We start from the raw sequence: 21,133 nt of genomic DNA, 5'->3' as shown, positions 1-21,133 counted from the left end.
TTAGCTAACCGAATCATTGCCCCATCGATCGAGCGAGGTCTATGACGCATTCCGCTTCCGAATCCATCGAACCGATTCTTGCCACCACCGGCGTGAGCAAGACCTTCCCCGGCGTCAAGGCGCTGCAAGGCGTCGATTTTCGTCTGTTTCCCGGCGAAGTCCATACGCTCATGGGCCAGAACGGCGCCGGTAAATCCACGCTGATCAACGTGCTGACGGGCGTGGTGGCGCCCGACGCGGGCACGATCCGCCTCGGCGGCGATATCGTGGCCTTTGCTTCCCCGCAGGAAGCGGAGGCGGCCGGCGTACGTACGCTGTATCAGGAAGTGAACCTGTGCCCGAATCTTTCGGTGGCAGAGAATATTTTCGCGGGACGGCAACCCAGGCGCTTCGGCGCGATCGATTGGCCCGACATCAAGCGCCGCGCCCAGCAGGCGCTTGCACGCCTCGACGTGTCGCTCGATGTCACGCGTTCGCTGGACGCATACCCGATCGCCGTCCAGCAGATGGTGGCAATCGCGCGTGCCTTGTCCGTCGACGCGCGCGTGCTGATCCTCGACGAGCCTACGTCGAGCCTCGACGACAGCGAGGTCGCACAGCTTTTCAAAATACTTCGGCATCTTAAGCAATCGGGAATCGCAATTCTGTTCGTCACGCACTTTATCGAGCAGACGTATGCCATTTCCGATCGCATTACCGTGATGCGAAACGGCGAGCGTGAGGGCGAGTATCTCGCGCGCGATCTGCCGGCCGATCAGCTCGTGTCGAAAATGGTCGGCCATGAGCGCATGAGCGCGCGACTGCGCGAAGCCGCTCACGACGCGCCGCGCGCGCAGGATCCGCAACCGGGCGCCGACGCGGCTGCACCCGGTCAGCCGTTCATCGCACTGCGTGGTGTAGGACGTCGCGGCACGCTGCAGCCGATCGACCTCGACGTGCAGGCCGGCCAGATCCTCGGGCTGGCGGGATTGCTCGGCTCGGGTCGCACGGAAACCGCGCGCCTGCTGTTTGGCGCGGACCGCGCCGACAGCGGCACGATTCTCGTCGACGGGCGCGCGGTGCGTCTGCATTCGCCGCGCGACGCAGTGCGCCACGGTATCGGCTACTGCGCGGAAGACCGCAAGAAGGAAGGCATCGTGGCCGAACTGTCGATCCGCGAAAACATTCTGCTGGCGTTGCAGGCGCGTCGCGGCTGGTGGCGCAAGATCAACCGGCAGCGCGCGCGCGAACTGGCCGATCTTTGGATCGAACGTCTCGGCATCAAGGCCGCCGACGCCGAGCAGCCCATCGGCCTGCTGTCCGGCGGCAATCAGCAGAAGGCGCTGCTGGCACGCTGGCTTGCCACGGATCCTAAACTCCTGATCCTCGACGAACCCACGCGCGGTATCGACGTGGCTGCGAAATTCGACATCATGGATCGCCTGCTCGCGCTGTGCGCGAACGGCCTGAGCATTCTGTTCATTTCCTCGGAAATCAGCGAGGTTTTGCGGGTCAGCCATCGCGTCGCCGTGTTGCGCGACCGTCGCAAGATCGCGGAAGTGGCGGGCAGCGCATCCAACGAAGACAACATCTACCGGCTCATTGCGGGGAGCGGCGAATGAAGCTATCGAACTGGTTCGCGCGCGACGGAGTCGAGCGTCCGTTGATCTGGCCATGCGTCACGCTCGCGTTGTTGTGCGGCTTGAACCTGTGGGTCAATCCGCATTTTCTATCGCTGCGCATGCTCGACGGCCATCTGTTCGGCGCGCCGATCGACGTGTTCAATCGCGCCGCGCCGCTGGTGCTCGTCGCCACCGGCATGACGCTCGTGATCGCGACGCGCGGCATCGACATTTCGGTGGGCGCGGTCGTGGCGATCGCGGGCGCGGCGGCGGCCACCATTCTCGCGACCCAGCCGGTGCCGACTCCTGGGCTGATCGCGCAGGCGCTGATCGCCGCGTTGATCGTCGGCGTGCTGAGCGGCATGTGGAACGGCCTGCTGGTGTCGTTCGTCGGCATGCAGCCGATCATCGCGACGCTGATCCTGATGGTGGCGGGACGCGGTATCGCGCAGCTGCTCACGGCAGGGCAGATCATTCCGATCGGCGCGCCGGGCTATCTGTTCGTCGGCGGAGGTTATTGGCTCGGCGTGCCGTGCTCCGTGTGGATTGCCACGGTCGCCGTGCTCGCCACCGCGACGCTCGTGGAAGGCACCGCGCTCGGGCTGTTCATTCGCGCGATCGGCGTCAATCCCGTGGCGACGCGTCTCGTCGGGCTGCGGTCCAAGGCGCTGGTTTTCGCGGTCTACGGGTTCTCGGGGCTGACTGCCGCGATGGCGGGCATCCTCATCAGTTCGAACGTGCGCAGCGCGGACGGCAACAACGCCGGTCTGCTGCTGGAACTCGACGCGATTCTCGCCGTGACGCTGGGTGGCACGTCGCTGCTCGGCGGCCGCTTCAGTCTGGCCGGCACCGTGCTCGGCGCGCTGATCATCCAGACGCTGACCTACACGACGTATTCGATCGGCGTGCCGCCGGAAGCGACACTCGTCGTGAAAGCGGCCGTGGTGCTCGCGGTCAGCGTGATCCAGTCGCCGTCGGCGCGCGCGATGGCCATGTCCGTGTTCAGACAGCGCGGGGTGGCGCGATGAAACGTCTTCTCGACGCATGGGCGCATATCGTCGACCCGCGCACGCTGCCGATCGCCGTCACGATCCTGCTGTTCTGCGCGCTGTTTGGCTTCGGCTCGGTCATGTACACGGGTTTCTTTTCATGGCAGGTGCTGCTCGATCTGCTGGTCGACAACGCGTTCCTGCTGATCGTCGCCATCGGCATGACCTTCGTGATCGTTTCGGGCGGCATCGACCTGTCGGTCGGTTCGGTGGTTGCGCTGACCACCATCGTCGAAGCCGTGCTTTCCGAGCGCATGCATTGGCCGGTCTGGGTGATCGTGCCGATCGTCCTGCTGATGGGCGCGGTGTTCGGCGCGGTACAAGGCGCGCTGATTCATTTCTTCCGGCTGCAGGCCTTCATCGTCACACTTGCGGGCATGTTCTTCGCGCGCGGCCTGTGTTTTCTGATCACCACGCAGTCGATCACGATCACCGATCCGACGTTCCAGAAAATTTCCGCGTTCCGTCTCGACATCGGCATCGGTTCGGTGACGGCCAACGTGATCATCGCTTTCGCCGCGCTGCTGGTCGCCATCTACGTCGCGCACTTCACGCGCTTCGGCCGCAACGTGTACGCGGTCGGCGGCAATGCGCGCTCGGCGCTATTGATGGGTTTGCCGGTGGCCCGCACACGCATCGGCGTGTATGCGCTGAGCGGCTTCTGTTCGGCGCTGGGCGGCGCGGTTTTCACGTTCTACGTGCTCTCCGGTTATGGCTTGCAGGGGCAGGGCATGGAACTCGATGCGATCGCCGCGACGGTGATCGGCGGCACCTTGCTGACGGGCGGCGTGGGTTATGTGATCGGCTCGCTGTTCGGCGTCGGTATTCTCGGCACGATCCAGACGCTGATTACCTTTGACGGCACGCTCAGTTCATGGTGGACGCGCATCGTGATCGGCGCGCTGCTGTGCGCGTTCTGTCTGCTGCAAAGATTGATCGAGCGGCACGCGAAGTCGGTGCGTCGGCCCGGCGGCACCGGTGCGGTCGTGACGCCCGGACGCCAGGGCGACACGCGACGCGCCGAGGCGAGCGCGCCGGATACGCAGGCAATCGGACGCGCACCGGAACAGGCACTGTGACCGCCCGGCATTGAACGCCTGATCTGCCCGCATAGACGCGACTGCCTGGCCGGGGTCGCGCACGATGTTTTGCTTTTACAGTTCTTCCGCGCGCCGATGCACCGATTGTCTGCGCGACAGCAGTTCGTCAGACATCCCCTCACTCCGCAGCGACGAATTCCCACGCGTGGCAACGGTGTTTTTGCGTGGAAACTGCCGTGCGCATGTCATTCGTCCTATATCGTTTGCCGTGCTACACTGTAATAACAATGTGTTTACTTTTCCGCGTCCGCCGCTTAGCATTTTATCCATAGGCACTGCCATGAAAACGACCATTCGCCGCATGGGAAATTCCCACGGCGTGCTGATTCCGAAACCGATTTTGGCCCAACTGGGTCTGGAGGACGAAGTGGATATGCAAGTAGAAGGCGACGCACTGGTCATCAGGCGTCCACAGAAAAAAGCGCGTGCGGGCTGGGCCGAGGCGAGCCGCTCGCTTGCGGCTTCGCAGGCCGACGCGCTGGTCATGGGCGAGTTTCCCAACGCAGGCGATTCGGAGTTCGAATGGTAGCGCGCGGCGAGGTCTGGCTCGTTGCGCTGGATCCAACCGTGGGCAGTGAGATTCAGAAAACGCGGCCCTGCGTCGTGGTCTCTCCGGCGGAGTTGCACGATCATTTGCGCACGGTGATCGTCGCACCCATGACCACCGCCGGTCAGCCGGCTCCGTTCCGTGTGCCGCTTACGTTTCTACGCAAAAAAGGTCTGATTCTGCTCGACCAGATCCGCACCGTCGACAAAACGCGGCTCGTCAAACGCGCCGGTGCGATTTCCGACCGCGCACTAACGGATGCGTTGTCCACCTTGCAAGAGCTATTCATCGAGTAGGCGTGCGCGGAAGACCGCTTTGCAGGTCAGCTTTGCTCGAGACGCCGCCGCGCGGTTGCAATCAGATTGTCGAAGGAGAACGTGCTCGCGGCCAGCGCGCTGGTGTCGGGAAAGTTGTCGCGCGCAATGTCTGTCAGCACCTGGCCGGGCGGTGCTTCGATCAGCACGCGCGCGCCCATTTCCTGCATCACGGTCAGGGCATCGAACCAGCGTACGGTGTAGCGCATGTTGGTGGCGAGATCGTCACGAATGGCGTCGGCGTGATAAAGCGGGCGGCCGCCGCGGTTGTCGACGTAGATGCCGTGCGGCGTTTTGAATGGCACGTCGCGCGCGTAGGCCACGAGTTCGTCGGTGGCTTGCGCGAGCAGTTCGCAGTGCGAGGGTACGCTCACCGCAAGACGCGTCACCTTGCGCGCGCCCGCGGCCAATGCGCGTTCCATGAAAGCGTCCAGCGCGGCATCTGCGCCCGCCATGACGATCTGGCGTGGTGCGTTCACGTTGCCTACATAAACAGGCTGGCCGCCGTCGTCAGTCTGTCGCGCTGCGAGTTGTCCGGCTTCGTGCTCGCTCAAACCCGAGATGGCCGCGAGACCATAACCGGATGGATAGGCCGCTTCCATGAGTTCGGCGCGTTTGCGAACCATGCGCAGGGCGTCGGCGAATTCGATCGCGCCGCACGCTACCGCCGCTGCATAGGCGCCAACCGACAGGCCCGCGCTTATTTCGGGTGTGAGCCCGGCGTCCACCAGCGCGCGCGCGTGGGCGACGCCTGCCACGGTGAGGCCGATTTGCACGGCGACCGTGGAGCGCAGCGCCTCGGCCGTATCGAGCGTGAGTGTGTCGATGCCGAGCACGTCCGACGCTTCTTGCAGCGTCCGTTGCACCACATCGCGTTCTGGCAACCGATGAAGAAAGCCATCGGTTTGTGCGCCCTGGCCGGGAAAGAGGAAGGCGAGCATCAGCGCATCTCGTGAGCCGAAGCCCATGGGTCCGCGATCAACTGCGGGCCGCGCGCATGGCGTGCCATCACGCGAGGTTTGTTTGCCGCCCATTCAGCCAGCGCGACGCCGCCTGCGGGTGTTTCGAGTTGCGCGTCGATGCGAACACCGGCTTCTGCGGCAATTGTTTGCAATTGGGTGAGCAAATGGGCGGCGTGTTCGAGCGGCAGTTTGGCCGGCGTGCGAATCAGCAGGTCGAGATCGCTCGAAGCGGAAACGGCGCTCACCTGGGTGGCGAGTTCGAAACCGGTGCTGCCGGTCGGCCCCCAAACCAGCGCGTTTTCCGTGGCAGTGCGTGCCTGAGACCAATCACGTTGCAACGCCGCGAGTGCCTTGAACGCCGGCAACCCGGCACGTGTTGCCGGCGGTTCGCGACCGCACAATGCTTCGGGCGTGACGGCATCGTCGACATCGTCCGTCTTCACCCACGTGCCGTAACGGTGCGAGCGCTGCGCGCCGCGCAAGCCGACCGCCAGAAAGCCATCGGCCGTCAAAGCGCGACGCACGACCACGTAGGGCGCGCGTTCGAAAGCGGCGCGCACCCAGTCCGGTTCGCCGTCGAAATACGGCAAACGGCGCAGGCGCAGCAAGTCGTGCGCGCGCCATCTCGCATCACACGAACGCGCGTGATCGGCAGCGAAGGGCGGCGCCGCGCAGACGGGCATTACACGGCGTCCCACTGTTCGGCGAGGCGCCGCCGCACTTCGATCGACGCCGCGCGATTCTGCTGTGCGGCAGGCGACATCAACCGGTGCGACAGATCGCGGTGGCTATCCGCGCGCGTGCTGCGAATCTGCTCGATCAGCACCTGACGCACACGCTCCACCTGCGCTGCGTCCGGCGCGTCGGCGTCGACGCTGCCGATCAACTGGTCGAGCAGGCCGAGTTTGGCGAAAGAGGCCATCGTGTACGACATCGGCACGACGGTTTCGCCGAGTTCGTCGAGTGCTTCGACCGTGCGGCGTGTGACGCGCGCGGCGGCTTCCTTGCCCATGGCGTGCACCATGGTGCCGGGCGCGTCGAGCGCGACGATGCGGTTGGCCTGATAGCCGTGCGCGAGAAACGCGCCCGACATGGCCGGACCGACGATCAGCGCGATCACGGGATGTCCGGCGTCGCGCGCGCTGGCATAAGCATCCACCCCCGCGGCGCACGCGAGATGAATGCCGAGCATCTCCTCGCGATAACCGTACGCCTGACTCTTCACGTCGACGATCGCCACGATCGGGCGGCGCGTGCCGCTCGCGGCGTCGGCGTCGATCGCTGCGCGCACGGCGCGTCCGAGCAGCCAGCCCTGTTCGAGGCCGACCACGTTGTCGACGGCGCGCGGAAAACGGTTGCCCGCATCGGGCACGACCGCCACGAAACGCGCGGTGTCGTCGCCCAGTGTTGCGTCGCCGCTCAGGACGGGCGCGGCGCTGGCGGAGGCGCCGGCCAGCGCGCGGAACCAGCGCGCGCCGCGGCTTTCGATGGTATCGCTCATGCCTGCTCCTTGTTCGTGTTGAACACCGCGCGCATCGTTTCGGGCGTGACGGTGGCCGGGTCGATCTGCGCGAGCCGCTTCAGGAAAACGTCGACCTGTTCGCTGCGGTGCGCAGCCGGCTTGCCGCGTGCGAACGACGCCAGCACGGCGTCGCGTACGGCGTCGGCGTCGTCGTCCACCAGAACGTCGGCCAGCGCGGTCGCGGCACGCTGTTCGCCGCCGATCAGCTGCCACACGCGGCGGCGGTCGCTGGCGTCGAGTTCCTCGATGCCGGCTTCCTGCTCGATCACTTCGGGTCCGTTCATGCCGAGCCGCCCTTGCTTCGTGACGATCAGGTAAGAGCACAAGGCGGCCGCGAGCGACATGCCGCCGAAGCAGCCCACCATGCCCGCGATCACGCCGACCACCGGCACGTGCCGGCGCAACGCGACGATCGCCGCCTGGATTTCCGCGATCACCGCGAGGCCGAGATTGGCTTCCTGCAAGCGCACGCCGCCGGTTTCGAACAGCACGACCGGCCGCACCAGCTTGCCGCGTTCGCAGTCGCGCAGCGCCATTTCGAGCGCGGCGGCAATCTTGCTGCCGGACACCTCGCCGATGCTGCCGCCCTGAAACGCGGACTCGATCGCGGCGACCACGGCTGGCTCGCCGTCGATGGTGCCGCGCGCGATCACGCAGCCGTCGTCGGCCTGGCAGACCACGCCTTGCAGCGGCAGCCACGGCGATTCGAGGCGGTCGAACGGTCCCAGCAGTTCGCGGAAGCTGCCCGCGTCGAGCAGGGCGCGGGCGCGCTCGCGCGCCGGCAATTCGATGAAGCTGTCACGCAGCACCGGTGCCGGGCGCGGATTGTCGACGGTGCTCATGCGGCGTCTCCCTGTTCGGCGGCTTCGACCGCTTCCGCGAGCCGCAATGCGACCACGCCGGGCGTGGCGCCGAAGTCGTTGATTTCGATCTGCACGGCGCCGTCGTAGCGCGTGAAGAAGCGGTCGAACACGCTTTTCCAGATGTGGCTGTAGCCGTCCACGCTGGTGTGCACGATCACGTGCGCCGTGAGCGCCGCGCCGTGATCGGCCGGCAACAGCAGCACTTCGAGATCGCCCGAACCCACCACGCCGACATGCGCGCGAGTCGTGACGGCGCGTTGCGCCGGGTAGTCGAAGGTCAGATTTTCCATGTGACTGAGCTCCCGCCGGCGTGATGGTGCGCCAGCATGTCGAGAAAAAGGGTGGCGGCGAGCAGATCGGCTGCGCCGCCGGGCGATGCGTTGAGCGAAAGCAGTGCCTGTTCGAGCGCGGCGAGCGCGACGCGGCCGTGCGGCGTGGCGCTGCCGCCTGCGTCGAGAACGCGTTGCGCGCCGCGCTGTCCGGCGTGCAGACCGGGCAGACCCGCGCGATGCAGCAGGCAGGTGTCGTCGAGCGAGGCCATGATCGACAGCAGCGCGTCCAGGCGCGCCGCGTTTTCTTCGACGCCGCTGGCGCGCGCCGCGACGAGCGCCGGCAGACCGACGTCGATCACATGCGGAAAGCCGTCCTGTGCTTCGCGCCGCGCGCCGCCCACCTGATAGCGCTGACGGGCCCGCTCGCCGTGGCTATCCGTGGGCGCCGCAAAGCGATCCGGAAAGCAGGCGATCTGCGCGGCACGCGAGCAGACCTGCGCGGCGAACGGTGCGCTCGTGTTCGCTTCGTGAGCGGGCATCGCGGCGCTGGCCGCGAGCAGGCCGACGATCCAGATCGCGCCGCGATGCGCGTTGCTGCCGCCGGTGGCGCGCAGCATGTCGAGTTCGCCGGCGCGGCCGATCTGCGCGAGTTCGGTGCGCAGCAGTGCCGACGGTTCGCCACGGCGGCGCGCCGCACGCGCCAGCGCGGCAAAGGTGGCTTCCAGCGCATGCGCCGAGCGTTCCATGGTGGCGAGATCGAGATCGCGGTGCGCGCCGCTGCCGCGCTGATCCACCAGCGCGGGCTTCGGCGTCAACCGGGCTTCTTCGACCAGTGCCTGCGTGGCGAGACGCGCGAGCAATGCGTCGGACAGTGACGCAGAGGCGGAGGCAGGTGCAGCGCAAAAACGGCCCCGCAAACGCGGCGCGCGCGCGTGCGACGTGCGCTCGGGCAACGCGCCGGCCGACGTATCCAGCAACAGGGCGGGCGCCATGATTACCAGCTCCTGAAGCGTGCCGGCGGCGTGTACAGTCCGCCGGACCACGTCACCAGATCGTCGATGCTGCGCGCGGCCAGCAGCGAGCGTTTCGCTTCGCCGCGGCGGATGCCGAGGTCTTCCGGATACGCGACGATGCCGCGCCGGCGCAACTCGGCCGTTTTCTCCGGCTTCGCCCGCAGACCGATCGGCGTGACGCCGGCTACCGCGGCGATGGCGGCGCGCCGTTCGTCGATGCCCTCGGCCTTGTGCAGATGCGCAATACCTTCTTCGGTGACCACGTGGCTCACGTCGTCGCCGTAGATCATCACCGGGGCGATCGGCATGCCGCTTTTCGCGCCCACCGCCACGGCGTCGAGTTCGTCGACGAAGGTCGGCTCGCCGCCTTTCTTGTACGTTTCGGCCATCTGCACGACGAGTTTTTGTCCACGCGACACCGGCCCGGTGTCTTTGAGGAGCTTGAGCCAGGCTTCGCTCGAGTGACGCCGCCCACGCGGATCGTGGCCCATGTTCGGCGCACCGCCGAAGCCGGCGAGGCGCCCGCGCGTGACCGTGGACGAGTTCGCGTCCGCGTCGATCTGCAGGGTAGAGCCGATGAACAGATCGACGCCGTATTGCCCGGCCAGCTGGCAGAACACCCGGTTCGAGCGCAGGCTGCCGTCGCTGCCGGTGAAGAACACGTCCGGGCGCGCCTCGATATACGCCTCCATGCCGACTTCGCTGCCGAAACAATGGATGCTGTCGACCCAGCCGGATTCGATCGCCGGGATCATGGTGGGATGCGGGTTGAGCGTCCAGTTGCGGCAGATCTTGCCTTTCAGGCCGAGCGATTCGCCGTAGGTGGGCAGAAGCAGTTCGATCGCGGCCGTGTCGAAGCCGATGCCGTGATTCAGCGAGGTGACGCCGTACGGCTCGTAGATGCCGCGAATCACCATCATCGCGGTGAGCACCTGCAGGTCGCCGATGTGGCGCGGATCGCGCGTGAAAAGCGGTTCGACCGCGAACGGCCGGTCGGCCTGCACGACCACGTCGACCCACGAACCCGGAATATCGACGCGCGGCAGTTCGTCCACGATTTCGTTCACCTGAACGATCACGATGCCGTGCCGGAACGCGGCGGCCTCGGCGATGGTGGGCGTGTCTTCCGTATTCGGACCGGTGTAGAGATTGCCGTGACGGTCGGCTTTCTCGGCGCACAACAGCGCCACCTGCGGCGTGAGGTCGACGAACATGCGCGCATACAGCTCGACGTACGTGTAGATCGCGCCGATTTCCAGCTTGCCGTCTTCGAGCAGTTGCGCAACGCGCAGGCTCTGCGGACCGGCAAACGAGAAGTCCACCTTGTGCGCGATGCCGCGCTCGAACAGCGTGAGATGTTCAGGACGACCGATGCTGGAGATCAGCAGATGGACGTCGTGGATTTTTTGCGGATCGACTCTGGCGAGCGAGCGCGACAGGAAGTCGGCCTGCTTCTGGTTGTCGCCTTCGAGCGCAACGCGGTCGCCCGGTTTGATCAGCGTTTCGAGCGCGTCGACGATGCGGTGCGACGGCAGCACGCCGTCTTCGAGCCAGGGCGCAATGGCGGCGAGGCGGCGGTTCTTCTCGTCGCGGCGCGTGGTCCATGAACGGGCGGCTGGTGGTGCTTCGGCGGGTCGGGTCATCGGAGAATTCAGCTCCCGTGAGTGGTGCGCGTGCGTCTGGCGCGCGGCTTGGGTTGATTCGCAAGCGTGGCTTCCGCCTGCGCGCGTTCAGTCAGGAAACGATAGAGCAGATCGCCCGTGCCGAGCAGATGCGCGACCACGAGTTTTTGCGCCGTGGGTGTGTCGCGGCGCTGCACGGCTTCGAGGAGCGCGGTGTGTTCGCTGTCGGACTCGCCCTTGTACGACGGCAAGCCGAACTTGAGCCGCAGATAGCGCTCGCCGCGACGGTGCAGCGTGTCGATCATGCTTTCCAGCTGCGCCCGCCCGGCCGGTGCATACAGGCTCATATGGAACGCGACATTGCGCGCCACGTAGAGCGAGGGATCGGGTTCGAGCTCGGCGGCGCGGCACAGCCTGGCCGACTCGCGCAGGGTGGCGGCGGTGTGATTGGGAATGGCAAGACCGATGGCAAGACTTTCCAGCGCCGAGCGGATCTCGTAGATCTCGCGCGCTTCGTCCGCCGAGAGCGGCGCGACCGTCGCGCCTTTGTTCACGGCAACTTTGGCCCAGCCTTCGCTTTCCAGCTGCCGCAGCGCCTCGCGCACGGGAATTGCGCTCACCGAGAAATGCCGCGCGATCGCGTCCTGGCGCAGCGGCGCACCCGGCGCCAGCGTGCCTTCGACGATCGCCGCGCGCAGGGCCTCGGCAATCAGGCGGGACGTGCTCTCACGCGGCGCGGCAGCGGGCAGGAGCGGGCTGCGTGGCGGGGCGTCCAGGGGAAAACCATCGGTTACGTCACTCATAGTATTGAATATTATATATAAAAATAACGCGAAATGCAGTCAGGGTAGCGGCGGATTTAACGTCACGTACGGACAACCGTAGTACCGGAGGAGCATGATGAATTCGATCACCGACCATACACCGGTCGCGCGGCGGCGCACGCCGCTCAACCGTTCGCAGATTGCGGGTTTCTGGGGCGCCTGGGCCGGCTGGACGCTCGACGGCATGGACTCGTTCATCTATGCGCTCGTGCTGACGCCCGCACTGACCGAACTGCTGCCGCGCTCGGGCTACGCCGCTACGCCGGCGAACGTCGGCCTCGCGGGCTCGATCCTGTTCGCGCTGTTTCTGGTCGGCTGGGGGCTGTCGTTTATCTGGGGACCGCTGGCCGACCGATTCGGCCGGACCAAGGTGCTGGCCGGCACCATTTTCACCTTCGCAATTTTCACGGGACTCGCAGCCACCTCGCATAACGTGTGGGAGCTCGGCATTTACCGCTTTATCGCCGGGGTCGGGATTGGCGGCGAGTGGGCGCTGGCGGGAACCTACGTGGCCGAGTCCTGGCCGGAAGACCGTCGCAAGATGGGCGCGGGCTATCTGCAAACGGGCTATTACGCGGGCTTTTTCCTCGCCGCGGCGCTGAACTACACCATCGGCGTGCATTACGGCTGGCGCGCGATGTTCCTGACCGGCGCGGTGCCGGTGGTGGTCGCGATTCTGGTGCTGCTGCGTGTGAAGGAATCGGAGAAGTGGCAGAAGGCCGAGGCGGGTGTCGCGCGGGCCAGGCCGATGCGCGAGATTCTCGGGCCGGCGTATCGCCGCCGCACGTGGGTCGCCTGCATCCTGCTGACCATCGCGATCATCGGATTGTGGGCGGGCGCGGTCTACGAGCCGTCCGCCGTGATCCAGCTTGCCACGAAGGCGGGTATGGCGAAAAACGACGCGATCAGAACGGCCTCGATTGCGACGGGTCTGCTGTCGATCTTCACGATTCTCGGTTGTCTCGCGCTGCCGCCGATGGCGGAGCGGATCGGTCGCAAGAAAACGCTCGCGGTGTATTTCCTCGGCATGGCGGTGGCGATCGTCGGCAGTTTCGGCTGGGCTTTCTATCTGCCGAATGGACTTGCGCCGTTCATCGCCTGGTTGTGCGTGCTGGGGTTCTTCGGCGGCAATTTCGCGCTGTTCAGCCTGTGGCTGCCGGAGCAGTTCGAGACGCGTGTGCGTGCCACGGCGTTCGCGTTCTGCACGTCGTTCGGGCGCTTCGTCGGGGCGGGCGTCAACTTCCTGCTCGGCGCGGCTGTCCTGCATATGCATACGCTCGGACTGCCGGTCGCGTTGACGGCGATCGCCTTCGTGGTCGGTCTGCTAGTGATTCCGTTCGCGCCGGAAACGAAGGGCGAGGTGTTGCCGCAGTAAGTCTGCTGCGGTACGTCTTGTGGTGCACGCGAGTGCCGGCTTAGATCATCTGGCCGACTGGCGCGCGGGGTGGTCGGCGGGCATGCTTCGTATCGGTTGGAAGCAGGCGGTTTGCGATTCGGGCGGTGGTTCAGGCAGTTGATGAGTTGTACAGCAAAATGTACAATGATTCGAAAGCCCCGGCATGTTTCGAGCACGGGGTTGCCGCCTGTTCGCGGGCCATTCCAACCTTCTTACACGAGCGGCCGGAACACAGGTTCCGGTCGGGATACGAATGAACGTCCTTACTTATAGCGAGGCGCGCGCCGGCTTCAAGCAGGCGATGGACGACGTTTGCCGCGACCACACGCCGATGCTGATCACCCGTCAGAGCGGCGAAAACGTGGTCATGGTGTCGCTCGAAGACTTCAACGCGATGCAGGAAACCCTGTATCTGTTGAGCTCGTCGAAGAACGCCCAGCGGCTTGCACAGTCCATCGCGCAGTTGAACGCAGGCAGCGCGGCACCGCGCGAACTGCTGACCGATGAACCGACAGAGAAGCCGAAACGAGGAGGCCGCAAGGGCTGACGGCGTTTTTATGTTTACCGACAACGCGTGGGACGACTACCTGCACTGGCAGAAGACGGATAGAAAGGTGCTGGGCAAGATCAATGTCCTGCTCGACGAATGCCGCCGCGATCCTTTTAGCGGCACCGGAAAACCGGAGCCGCTCGTCGGCAGTCTGAGCGGATTCTGGTCGCGCCGCATTACGCTGGCCGACCGCCTCGTCTATCTGCCGAAAGACGGAAAGATCTATGTGATCGCCTGCCGCTTCCACTACGACGAATCATGAAGCCAGGCCGCGAGGTCCTGCTTCGCGATCTGCCTCGTCCCGAAACGCCGCGTGCGCAATCCAGCATTCACCGCAACACACACTGCAACACCCACCCACGTCACTCCGCGTGACGCCGCGCGCGTGGCCGCAACATCGAGAACAGCGGCCAGCCGAGATTGACACCCAGACTCGCCACCACGATCAGCGCCATGCCCGCGAGTTGCGGCACGGAGAGCGCACGTCCGTACACGAGTGCATCCACTGCAATGGCGGTGAGCGGGTAGACGAACAGCAGCACGGCGATGATCGGCGTGGTCAGCTTCGGCAACGCGCCATAGATGAGCACGTAGGACAGCCCCGTGTGCAGCACGCCCATGCCGATCAGCCAGAACCATTGCATCGGCGCGATGTGCTGGGCAGTGAGCGGCGCGATGAACGGCAGACACACTACGCCGACCGCGCATTGCACGAGCGCGAGCAGATGCGGGCGCAGATTGCCGAGTCCTTTGGCGATGAGCGTGACGCTCGCGTAGAGCACCGATCCCGCGAGCGCTTCGCCGATTCCGACCAGATAACTCGTGTGTCCGTGGAGGTTGTCGCCGGCAGCGATGCCCGAAGCCAGCACGAGCCCCGCGAACGCCGTCGCGATCCAGCCGAGCCGGTCTGCGCCGAGGCGCTCGTGAAAGAGCGCGGCGCCGATCAGCACGACCCAGAACGGCTGCACGTGAAACACTACGGTGGCGACCGCGATGCTGGTGCGATGGATCGCGTCGAAGAAGCCGACCCACTGCGTGACCATCAGCACGCCTGCGATCAGCGCGAGCGCCGTCGTGCGGCGTGTGAACTGGGCGCGCGAGAAAAAGCCTTTCCACCCGCAATAGGCGGCCAGCGCGAGAAACCCGAACAGGCAGCGGAAAAACACCAGCGTCAGTGCGCCGAGGCGCGCCTCTTCGACGAAGATGCCCATCGTGCCCATCAGCAGTCCGCCGCTGGCCAGCGTGATGGCGCCTTGTTGACGTTGGGTGAAGGACATGCCGGCTGACTCCGTAATCGTGAAGTCCCGAGTTTGCGTGCCTTGCGCAGCATCGACAAACGAATTAAATTTAAAAATTCCATAAGCTGAATTGATAAATCATGCACCCGGAATTCGACGTCGATTTGTTGCGCACGTTTCTGGCCGTCGTGGAAACGGGCAGTTTCACGAAGGCTTCGGCAACCGTGCATCGGTCGCAGGCGGCGGTCAGCATGCAGATCAAGCGGCTCGAAACGATGCTCGGCACGACGCTCTTTGCGCGTAACACGCGTAATCTTTCGCTGACGCGACCCGGCAACACCTTGCTCGAATACGCGCGGCGCGTGCTGGCGCTGCATGAAGAGGCGTGGTCGGCGATAGTGCGGCCCGAAGTCACGGGGCGCGTCGTGCTCGGCGCGCCGGACGACTATGTGTCGTCCCTGCTGTCGCCGGTGTTGCGGCGCTTTTCGAATCTGTATCCGCACGTCGAGATCGAGATCGTGTGCGCGCAGAGCACCTCGCTCGCGCCGATGCTGGCCGACAACAAGATCGATCTCGCGTTCGTCACGCGCGACCGCAAGCTGCGCGGCGAATTCGTGCGCGCCGAACCGATGGTGTGGGTGGGCGCGTCGGAGGATACGCCGGTGCTGGCGGCTTCGCCCTTGCCGGTTGGCTTGTACGAGCCCGGTTGCGTGGCGCGTCAGCACACGCTTGCCGCGCTCGACGGCGCGCGCATCCGGTATCGCGCAGCGTTCAGCAGTGCCAGCCTGATGGGGCTGGTGGCGACCGTCGATGCGGGCCTGTCGGTGATCGCGCTGACGCGCTGCAGCGTGCCGTCGCGGCTCGCGATCCTCGGCGAGGAGCAGGGCTTGCCGAAGATCGCGCCGCTGGAAATCGTGGTGGCGCGCAGCGCCAAATCGGATCGGCCGACCTGCGATTATCTGGCGGCACAGATGGTGCAGGATCTTTCATTGCGCACGCCGGCGCGCAGCAGTTCGGCGGCGTGACGCATGGCAGGGTCGGGTGCAATGCCCGGCTCGCCAATCGTGCCGGGCGCGGCATCTACATCGGCGCGCTATTTCTGCGGATACGCCGTCACTTCGCCATCCACCGCGAGTCGTACACGCTCGCCGGGTTTCGGCGTCAGATAACCCGGCACGCGCGCGCGCAGCAGCGTTTGCGTGCCCGATTGCAGTTGCAGCGCGACGGCCGCATCCTGTCCCTGGAAGATCACGTCGCGCACCACGGCCTCGTGCGGAGCCACACCGTTGGTCACGGCTTCGTCGGCGCGCAGCAGGCGGATCTGCTCGGGGCGCACCATCACGTCGACCGGACCGTTGCCGACCGCGCCGCTCAGCGGCAGGTCGCCCAGTTCGCAACGCACACGGTCCTGCGTCACGATACCCGGCAGCAACACTGCTTCGCCGATAAACGACGCGAGATCGCGCGTCACGGGACGGCGGTAAAGCGTCTCGGGCGTCGCGGTCTGGATCAGCTTGCCATGCCACAGCACCGCGACTTCGTGACCGAGCGACAACGCTTCCGACTGATCGTGCGTCACCAGCACGGCGGTCGCGCCGGTCGCGGCCAACGCGCTGGCCACGGCCTGGCGCGTTTCGAGCCGCAACGCGGCGTCGAGCGACGAGAACGGCTCGTCGAGCATCACGAGCGTAGGTGTCGGCGCGAGCGCGCGCGCCAGTGCGACGCGTTGCTGCTGACCGCCGGACAACTGCTGCGGCGCGCGCGTGGCGAACTCCGGCGGCAGACCCACGAGTTCGAGCAATTCGGCGACGCGATGCCGCGCGCGGCGCTGGGCGCGCGGCAGGCCGAACACGATGTTGTCCGCCACCGACAGATGAGGAAACAGCGCGCCTTCCTGCGGCACGTAACCGATGCGGCGTTGCTCGGACGGCAGGTGCAGGTTATCGCCGGCCACCAGCCGGCCGTCGATCTCGACGCTGCCGCCGTCGGCGCGTTCGAAGCCGCACAGCAGGCGCAGCAGGGTGGTCTTGCCGCTGCCGGATGGGCCGAGCAGCGCGAGCAGCGTGCCGCGTTCGACGGACAGATCGATGCCGTGCAGCACAGGATGACCGTCGAACGATTTTTGCAGTCCGCGGATACGAAGTTCGCTCATGAAAATCCGATGGAAAAAGCGGGTGGGGCGAACGGGGTTGCGAGTTCGGGCATCGACGTGCGGCGTCGTCGCTCAGGTGCGTTCGCCGAGCAGCGCCGATTTGCCGAGCAGCGCGAACAGCAGCCCGGAGGCGAACAGCGAAATGCCGGTGAGCAGCGCCGCATACGGCGCGGCGGCGGCAAAAGCCATCGTCGAGGTGTCGGCCCAGACCTGGGTCGCGAGCGTCTGGGTGTCGATGGGCGAGAGCAGCAAGGTCGCATTCAGTTCGGTGACGACCGAGATGAACACCATCGCCGCGGCTGCCCCGAGTCCGGGTCCGGCCAGCGGCAAGACCACGCGAAACAGGGTTTGCGTCCACGTCAGACCGAGCGCCCGCGCGGTTTCTTCGAGACGCGGCTGTGCCTGCATGAAGGCGGCGCGCACGCTCACGAGTGCGATCGGCATGAACAGCATCGCGTAGGCGATCACCAGCAGCGTCGCGCTCTGATAGAGCGGTTGCAGCGCGTGCACCGCGAGCGACACGATTGCCAGCGCGATCACGAGACCCGGCACGCCTTGCGCGAGAAACACCGTGCGCTCGAACAGCGTGGCGAAACGCGTCGGATAGCGCACCAGCAGGAACGCCAGCGGCACGACCAGCAAGGTGGTCAGCAGCGCCGCGGCGAGCCCGAAACCGAGCGACGACATCGTGGCGTTGAAAAGCAGTTCCGGCGATACATCAGCAGGCGTGACCGCGGCTGCGCCGGGTTGCGTCAGCCAGTAGCCGATCATGCCGAGCGGCACGCCGAGCGTGGCCGTGGCGAGCGCGGCGAAACCGGCCACCACGATCCAGCGCCATGCGCCGAGTTCGTAGCGCAGCACCGCGCGACGCGTGCCGCGATCGACGCGTTCATAGCGCGCCGCGCCGCGCACGCGAAATTCGAAGGCCAGCACGATCAGGCAGATCACGATCAGCAGACACGCGAGCAGCGAAGCGCCGCCGCCGTCGAAACTGACGCGGTATTCCGCGTAGATCTGCGTGGTGAAAGTGCGAAAGCGCAGCAGCGTGAAGGCGCCGAATTCCGACAGCACGCCGAGCGCGACCAGCAGCATGCCGCCGAGCAGGGCGGGACGCAATTGCGGCAGCACCACGCGCACGAAGGTGCTCCAGCGGTTGCAGCCGAGTGCCCGCGCGCTTTCTTCGAGCGCCGGGTCCATGCCGCGCAGAGCCGCCGCGACCGGCAGATACACCAGCGGAAAATACGCCGAGGTGAGCACCAGCAGCGCGCCGTTGAAGTCCTGCAACTCCAGACTCAGCGACACCCACGCGTAGCTCGAAATGAACGCCGGCATGGCGAGCGGCGCGGCGGCGAGCACGGCCCACACGCGGCGTCCCGGCAGATGCGTGCGTTCGACGAACCACGCGGCTGCCGTGCCGATCACGGCGCAGGCGAGGGTGGTCGCCACGGTGATGGTCAGCGTATTGACGAGCAGTTCGCCGACCAGCGGCCGCACGATCAGATCGATCGCCTCACCGATACCGAAGCTCGCCGCGCGCCAGAAGGTAAACGCAATCGGCAGCAGCACCAGCAATGCGCTGAGTGCCGCTGCCGCAAAGAGGCCGCGCGGCGCGCGCAAACGGGGGCGCGCCGCGGCGGTGACGACCGGTGGCCCGGCCGATAAGGCTTCGCTCATTTACAGCAGGCCCGCCTGACGCAGCAGCTTGCCGGCCTGGCTGTCGTCGCCGAGTTGCTGGATGGTCAGCGCCGGCGGATTCAACTCGGCGATCGGCTTGAGGATCGGGTCCGGCGCAACGCCCGCGTGCAGCGGATATTCGAACATCACGTGGCTGTTCGCCATCAGTTGCTGCGCGCGTTCGCTCACCAGGTACTGCAGGAATTTCTGTGCGCCGTCCGCGTTGTGCGCCGACTTCAGCACCGCCGCGCCCGACACGTTCACCAGCGCACCGGCGTCGCCGTTGCCGAAGTGATAGATCGCGCTGCGGGTTTTCGCGTCGCCGAGTTCGGCGTGCAGACGCGCCCAGTAGTAGTTGTTGATCAGACCCGTGGCGACACCGCCGCGATTCACGGCGGCGACCACGCCTTCGTCGTCGTCGAAAATCTGCGCGTTGGCTTTCAGGCCTTTCAGCCACGCCACGGTTTGCGCCTCGCCCTTCAGCGCGAGCACGGCGCTCACGAGCGGCAGGAAGTCGCTGTCGCTCGGTGCGATGCCGACCTTGCCCTTCCATTCCGGCTTCGCCAGATCGAACAGCGATTGCGGCAATTGCGACGCCTGGACCTTGGTCGTGTTGTAGGCGAGCACGCTTTCACGCGCCGTCACGGCAACCCATACGCCGGTGGGCGAATTGAAACGCGAGGGAACGGTGGCGAGCGTCGAGCCGTCGACCTTGTTCAGGAGACCTTTCTCTTCGAGCAGCATCAGCTCGGGCGAGTTTTCGGTGAAGTACACGTCCGCGGGAGTGGCGGCGCCTTCCGCGACGAGTTGCGCGGCCATCGCCGGACCTTCGCCGTTGCGGATCTTCACCGAGATGCCCGACTGCTTTTCGAAGTCTTTGGCCAGCAGATTGACGACCTGCTCGTGTTGCGCGTTGTACAGCGTGATCGAAGCGGCCTGCGCCGCCGACGGCACGGTAGTCAATGCGGCCAACGAAAGCGCCACCGCGCTGCTGACGAAGCGCAGGCGCGCGCCAAACCCGATATGAGCCATGATCCAGAAGTCCGTTTTAATGATGTGGTTGATTGCTGTTGTGCTTGCTGCGCGGCCTTAAGCCTCGAACAGACCCGCGCCGATATACGAACCCGGCTTCGCGCCCGGCGGCACGGCGAAAATCGCGCTGCCAACGTGCGTGGTGAACTGGTTCATCATGTCGAACTTCGCGAGCCGGTCGTTGATCGGAATGAAGCCGGTGCGCGGGTCGCCCTGATGCGCGATGAAGATGAGGCCCGCGTCGTACTCGGTCTCCTGGCGCCATGGCGGCCAGCGCTCGATGTAGAAGTTGGTGCCGTCGTTGTACGAGTACGAGCGGCGCAGAATCTGCGCGCCGTTGTTGCTCGCCTGATTCGACAGACGCACGTGCGAGTTCTCCGGAATCACCGGATTGCCGTCCTTGTCTTCTTCTTTCAGATCGACGGCGTCGAATTCGTTCTTCTTGCCGATCGGCGCGCCGCTGTATTTGTGGCGGCCGAACACCTGCTCCTGAAAGTCGAGTTCGGTGTTGTCCCAGTGTTCGAGCGTGATGCGGATACGCCGCACCACCGTGTAGGTGCCGCCTTCCATCCACGGCGCCTCGGGCGTGCCGCGCGCCCACACGAATTCGTTCATCAACTGCGCTTTGGCGGTCGACGGGTTATTGGTGCCGTCCTTGAAGCCCATCAGATTGCGCGGCGTCTGACCGCGCGGACCCGACAGGAAACCGGACTGACCCCAACGCATGGCCGCCACGCCATACGCGCGGCGCGACAGTTGCCGCACCGCGTGAAAGGCCACCTGCGCGTCGTTGGCGCAGGCCTGGATGTACAGGTCGCCGCCGGTTTTTTCGGGAATCAGCTGGTCGCCGTTAAAGCGCGGCAGATCGACGAGCGCGGCGGGGCGGCGCGAGGCGAGGCCGTAGCGATCCTTGCCGTCGCGCGTGAAGAGGCCGGGGCCGAAGCCGAAGGTGATCGTCAGACCGTTCGGGCCGAGGCCGAGCACGTCGCCGGAATCGGGTGCGGCCTTGTTATCGGCCGCGCCGTCCTGCGGCATGGGGGCGGCGGTGCCGCCTTGCGTCAGACGCGCGGCAGCGTCGGTCCACGCCTGCAGGAGCGCGATCACGTCCTCGCGTTTGTCGGTGGTGAGATCGAGCGCGGCCACGTACGTGTGGCTCTGCTGCGGCGTGACGATGCCGCCCTGATGCAGACCGTAAAACGGCTCGACCGCCATCTGGGGATCGACGGCGTGCGCCGGTGCTTTCGCCAGCGCGGACTGCGGCGCGGCCAGACCGGCGCCGAGGCCGGCACCGAGACTCGCGCCGGCCGCTACCGCCGCGCCGCCCTTTTTCAGAAAGCCGCGCCGTGCCGGCCGCGGCGGTTGTTCCTTTGCCATGATTACTTCACCTTCCTGTGGCACTCGA

22 protein-coding genes are annotated in these 21,133 nt (G+C 65.9%); 9 read left to right on the top strand and 13 right to left on the bottom strand.

Annotation, left to right across the window (positions count from 1 at the left end; genetic code table 11):
- The first annotated feature begins 41 nt into the window (after positions 1-41).
- The 5 genes from P3T18_RS34380 to P3T18_RS34360 all read left to right on the top strand — a co-directional run bounded on the left by P3T18_RS34380 (position 42) and on the right by P3T18_RS34360 (position 4,593).
- Positions 42-1,601, top strand: coding sequence for a sugar ABC transporter ATP-binding protein (locus P3T18_RS34380; protein ID WP_429304436.1), 1,560 nt, complete (start codon positions 42-44; stop codon positions 1,599-1,601).
- Entirely contained in the window at positions 1,598-2,629 is a 1,032-nt protein-coding gene (locus P3T18_RS34375; RefSeq protein ID WP_429304435.1) for an ABC transporter permease, read from the top strand. The genes P3T18_RS34380 and P3T18_RS34375 overlap by 4 nt, the downstream gene beginning before the upstream one ends.
- Positions 2,626-3,729: a galactofuranose ABC transporter, permease protein YjfF gene (gene yjfF, locus P3T18_RS34370; protein WP_429304434.1), complete on the top strand. Its 1,104-nt coding sequence runs from the start codon at positions 2,626-2,628 to the stop codon at positions 3,727-3,729. The genes P3T18_RS34375 and yjfF overlap by 4 nt, the downstream gene beginning before the upstream one ends.
- A 301-nt stretch (positions 3,730-4,030) precedes the next feature.
- Positions 4,031-4,279, top strand: coding sequence for an AbrB/MazE/SpoVT family DNA-binding domain-containing protein (locus P3T18_RS34365; RefSeq protein WP_429304433.1), 249 nt, complete (start codon positions 4,031-4,033; stop codon positions 4,277-4,279).
- Complete coding sequence (locus tag P3T18_RS34360) at positions 4,273-4,593, top strand: type II toxin-antitoxin system PemK/MazF family toxin (RefSeq protein WP_429304432.1); 321 nt, start codon at positions 4,273-4,275, stop codon at positions 4,591-4,593. Before P3T18_RS34365 ends, P3T18_RS34360 begins: the two co-directional genes overlap by 7 nt.
- A gap of 26 nt (positions 4,594-4,619) precedes the next feature.
- Here the strand turns inward: P3T18_RS34360 and mdcH are convergent, their stop codons facing one another.
- Genes mdcH through P3T18_RS34320 form a run of 8 tightly spaced genes read right to left on the bottom strand, consistent with a single transcriptional unit; the run spans position 4,620 to position 11,668 of the window.
- Positions 4,620-5,552: a malonate decarboxylase subunit epsilon gene (mdcH, locus tag P3T18_RS34355; protein ID WP_429304431.1), complete on the bottom strand. Its 933-nt coding sequence runs from the start codon at positions 5,550-5,552 to the stop codon at positions 4,620-4,622.
- Complete coding sequence (locus P3T18_RS34350; protein ID WP_429304430.1) at positions 5,552-6,256, bottom strand: malonate decarboxylase holo-ACP synthase; 705 nt, start codon at positions 6,254-6,256, stop codon at positions 5,552-5,554. Before P3T18_RS34350 ends, mdcH begins: the two co-directional genes overlap by 1 nt.
- Entirely contained in the window at positions 6,256-7,074 is an 819-nt protein-coding gene (gene mdcE / locus P3T18_RS34345; protein WP_429304429.1) for a biotin-independent malonate decarboxylase subunit gamma, read from the bottom strand. Before mdcE ends, P3T18_RS34350 begins: the two co-directional genes overlap by 1 nt.
- A complete protein-coding gene (locus P3T18_RS34340; RefSeq protein WP_429304428.1) occupies positions 7,071-7,937 on the bottom strand; it encodes a biotin-independent malonate decarboxylase subunit beta in 867 nt (288 codons plus the stop codon). The genes mdcE and P3T18_RS34340 overlap by 4 nt, the downstream gene beginning before the upstream one ends.
- Positions 7,934-8,248 carry a malonate decarboxylase subunit delta gene (locus P3T18_RS34335; protein ID WP_429304427.1) on the bottom strand — a complete coding sequence of 105 codons (315 nt, stop codon included), beginning with the start codon at positions 8,246-8,248 and terminating at the stop codon, positions 7,934-7,936. Before P3T18_RS34335 ends, P3T18_RS34340 begins: the two co-directional genes overlap by 4 nt.
- A complete protein-coding gene (locus P3T18_RS34330; protein ID WP_429304426.1) occupies positions 8,236-9,222 on the bottom strand; it encodes a triphosphoribosyl-dephospho-CoA synthase in 987 nt (328 codons plus the stop codon). Before P3T18_RS34330 ends, P3T18_RS34335 begins: the two co-directional genes overlap by 13 nt.
- 2 nt (positions 9,223-9,224) lie before the next feature.
- The gene (gene mdcA / locus P3T18_RS34325) at positions 9,225-10,886 is read right to left on the bottom strand and encodes a malonate decarboxylase subunit alpha (RefSeq protein WP_429304425.1); all 1,662 of its coding nucleotides are present in this window, start codon (positions 10,884-10,886) and stop codon (positions 9,225-9,227) included.
- Between the two features lie 8 nt (positions 10,887-10,894).
- Positions 10,895-11,668, bottom strand: coding sequence for a GntR family transcriptional regulator (locus P3T18_RS34320; RefSeq protein ID WP_429304424.1), 774 nt, complete (start codon positions 11,666-11,668; stop codon positions 10,895-10,897).
- Between the two features lie 97 nt (positions 11,669-11,765).
- On the opposite strand from P3T18_RS34320, the gene P3T18_RS34315 reads away from it, so the two are divergent.
- The 3 genes from P3T18_RS34315 (at position 11,766) to P3T18_RS34305 (ending at position 13,897) form a co-directional block, all read left to right on the top strand.
- Positions 11,766-13,064: an MFS transporter gene (locus P3T18_RS34315; RefSeq protein ID WP_429304459.1), complete on the top strand. Its 1,299-nt coding sequence runs from the start codon at positions 11,766-11,768 to the stop codon at positions 13,062-13,064.
- Positions 13,065-13,338: 274 nt separating this feature from the next.
- Positions 13,339-13,632 (top strand): type II toxin-antitoxin system Phd/YefM family antitoxin, encoded by a 294-nt coding sequence (locus tag P3T18_RS34310; protein WP_429304423.1) that lies wholly within the window; start codon positions 13,339-13,341, stop codon positions 13,630-13,632.
- A 10-nt stretch (positions 13,633-13,642) separates the two neighbouring features.
- Positions 13,643-13,897 carry a Txe/YoeB family addiction module toxin gene (locus P3T18_RS34305; RefSeq protein WP_429304422.1) on the top strand — a complete coding sequence of 85 codons (255 nt, stop codon included), beginning with the start codon at positions 13,643-13,645 and terminating at the stop codon, positions 13,895-13,897.
- A gap of 100 nt (positions 13,898-13,997) precedes the next feature.
- On the opposite strand, the gene P3T18_RS34300 is transcribed toward P3T18_RS34305, so the two are convergent.
- Complete coding sequence (locus P3T18_RS34300) at positions 13,998-14,912, bottom strand: DMT family transporter (RefSeq protein ID WP_429304421.1); 915 nt, start codon at positions 14,910-14,912, stop codon at positions 13,998-14,000.
- A gap of 101 nt (positions 14,913-15,013) precedes the next feature.
- On the opposite strand from P3T18_RS34300, the gene P3T18_RS34295 reads away from it, so the two are divergent.
- Positions 15,014-15,898 (top strand): LysR substrate-binding domain-containing protein, encoded by an 885-nt coding sequence (locus P3T18_RS34295; RefSeq protein WP_429304420.1) that lies wholly within the window; start codon positions 15,014-15,016, stop codon positions 15,896-15,898.
- A 68-nt stretch (positions 15,899-15,966) separates the two neighbouring features.
- Here the strand turns inward: P3T18_RS34295 and P3T18_RS34290 are convergent, their stop codons facing one another.
- The 4 genes from P3T18_RS34290 to efeB form a co-directional block, all read right to left on the bottom strand.
- Positions 15,967-17,025 carry an ABC transporter ATP-binding protein gene (locus P3T18_RS34290; RefSeq protein WP_429304419.1) on the bottom strand — a complete coding sequence of 353 codons (1,059 nt, stop codon included), beginning with the start codon at positions 17,023-17,025 and terminating at the stop codon, positions 15,967-15,969.
- A gap of 72 nt (positions 17,026-17,097) precedes the next feature.
- A complete protein-coding gene (locus P3T18_RS34285; protein WP_429304418.1) occupies positions 17,098-18,699 on the bottom strand; it encodes an ABC transporter permease in 1,602 nt (533 codons plus the stop codon).
- Positions 18,700-19,731, bottom strand: a complete 1,032-nt coding sequence (locus tag P3T18_RS34280; protein ID WP_429304417.1) for an iron ABC transporter substrate-binding protein — start codon at positions 19,729-19,731, stop codon at positions 18,700-18,702. It abuts the gene before it with no gap.
- A 57-nt stretch (positions 19,732-19,788) separates the two neighbouring features.
- Positions 19,789-21,105 carry an iron uptake transporter deferrochelatase/peroxidase subunit gene (gene efeB / locus P3T18_RS34275; protein WP_429304416.1) on the bottom strand — a complete coding sequence of 439 codons (1,317 nt, stop codon included), beginning with the start codon at positions 21,103-21,105 and terminating at the stop codon, positions 19,789-19,791.
- Positions 21,106-21,133 lie beyond the last annotated feature (28 nt).

This window comes from Paraburkholderia sp. GAS199 (assembly GCF_050436585.1).
GTDB lineage: Bacteria > Pseudomonadota > Gammaproteobacteria > Burkholderiales > Burkholderiaceae > Paraburkholderia.
Note: the sequence above shows the minus strand (reverse complement) of the source record. Positions and strands in the feature narration are given on the sequence as shown.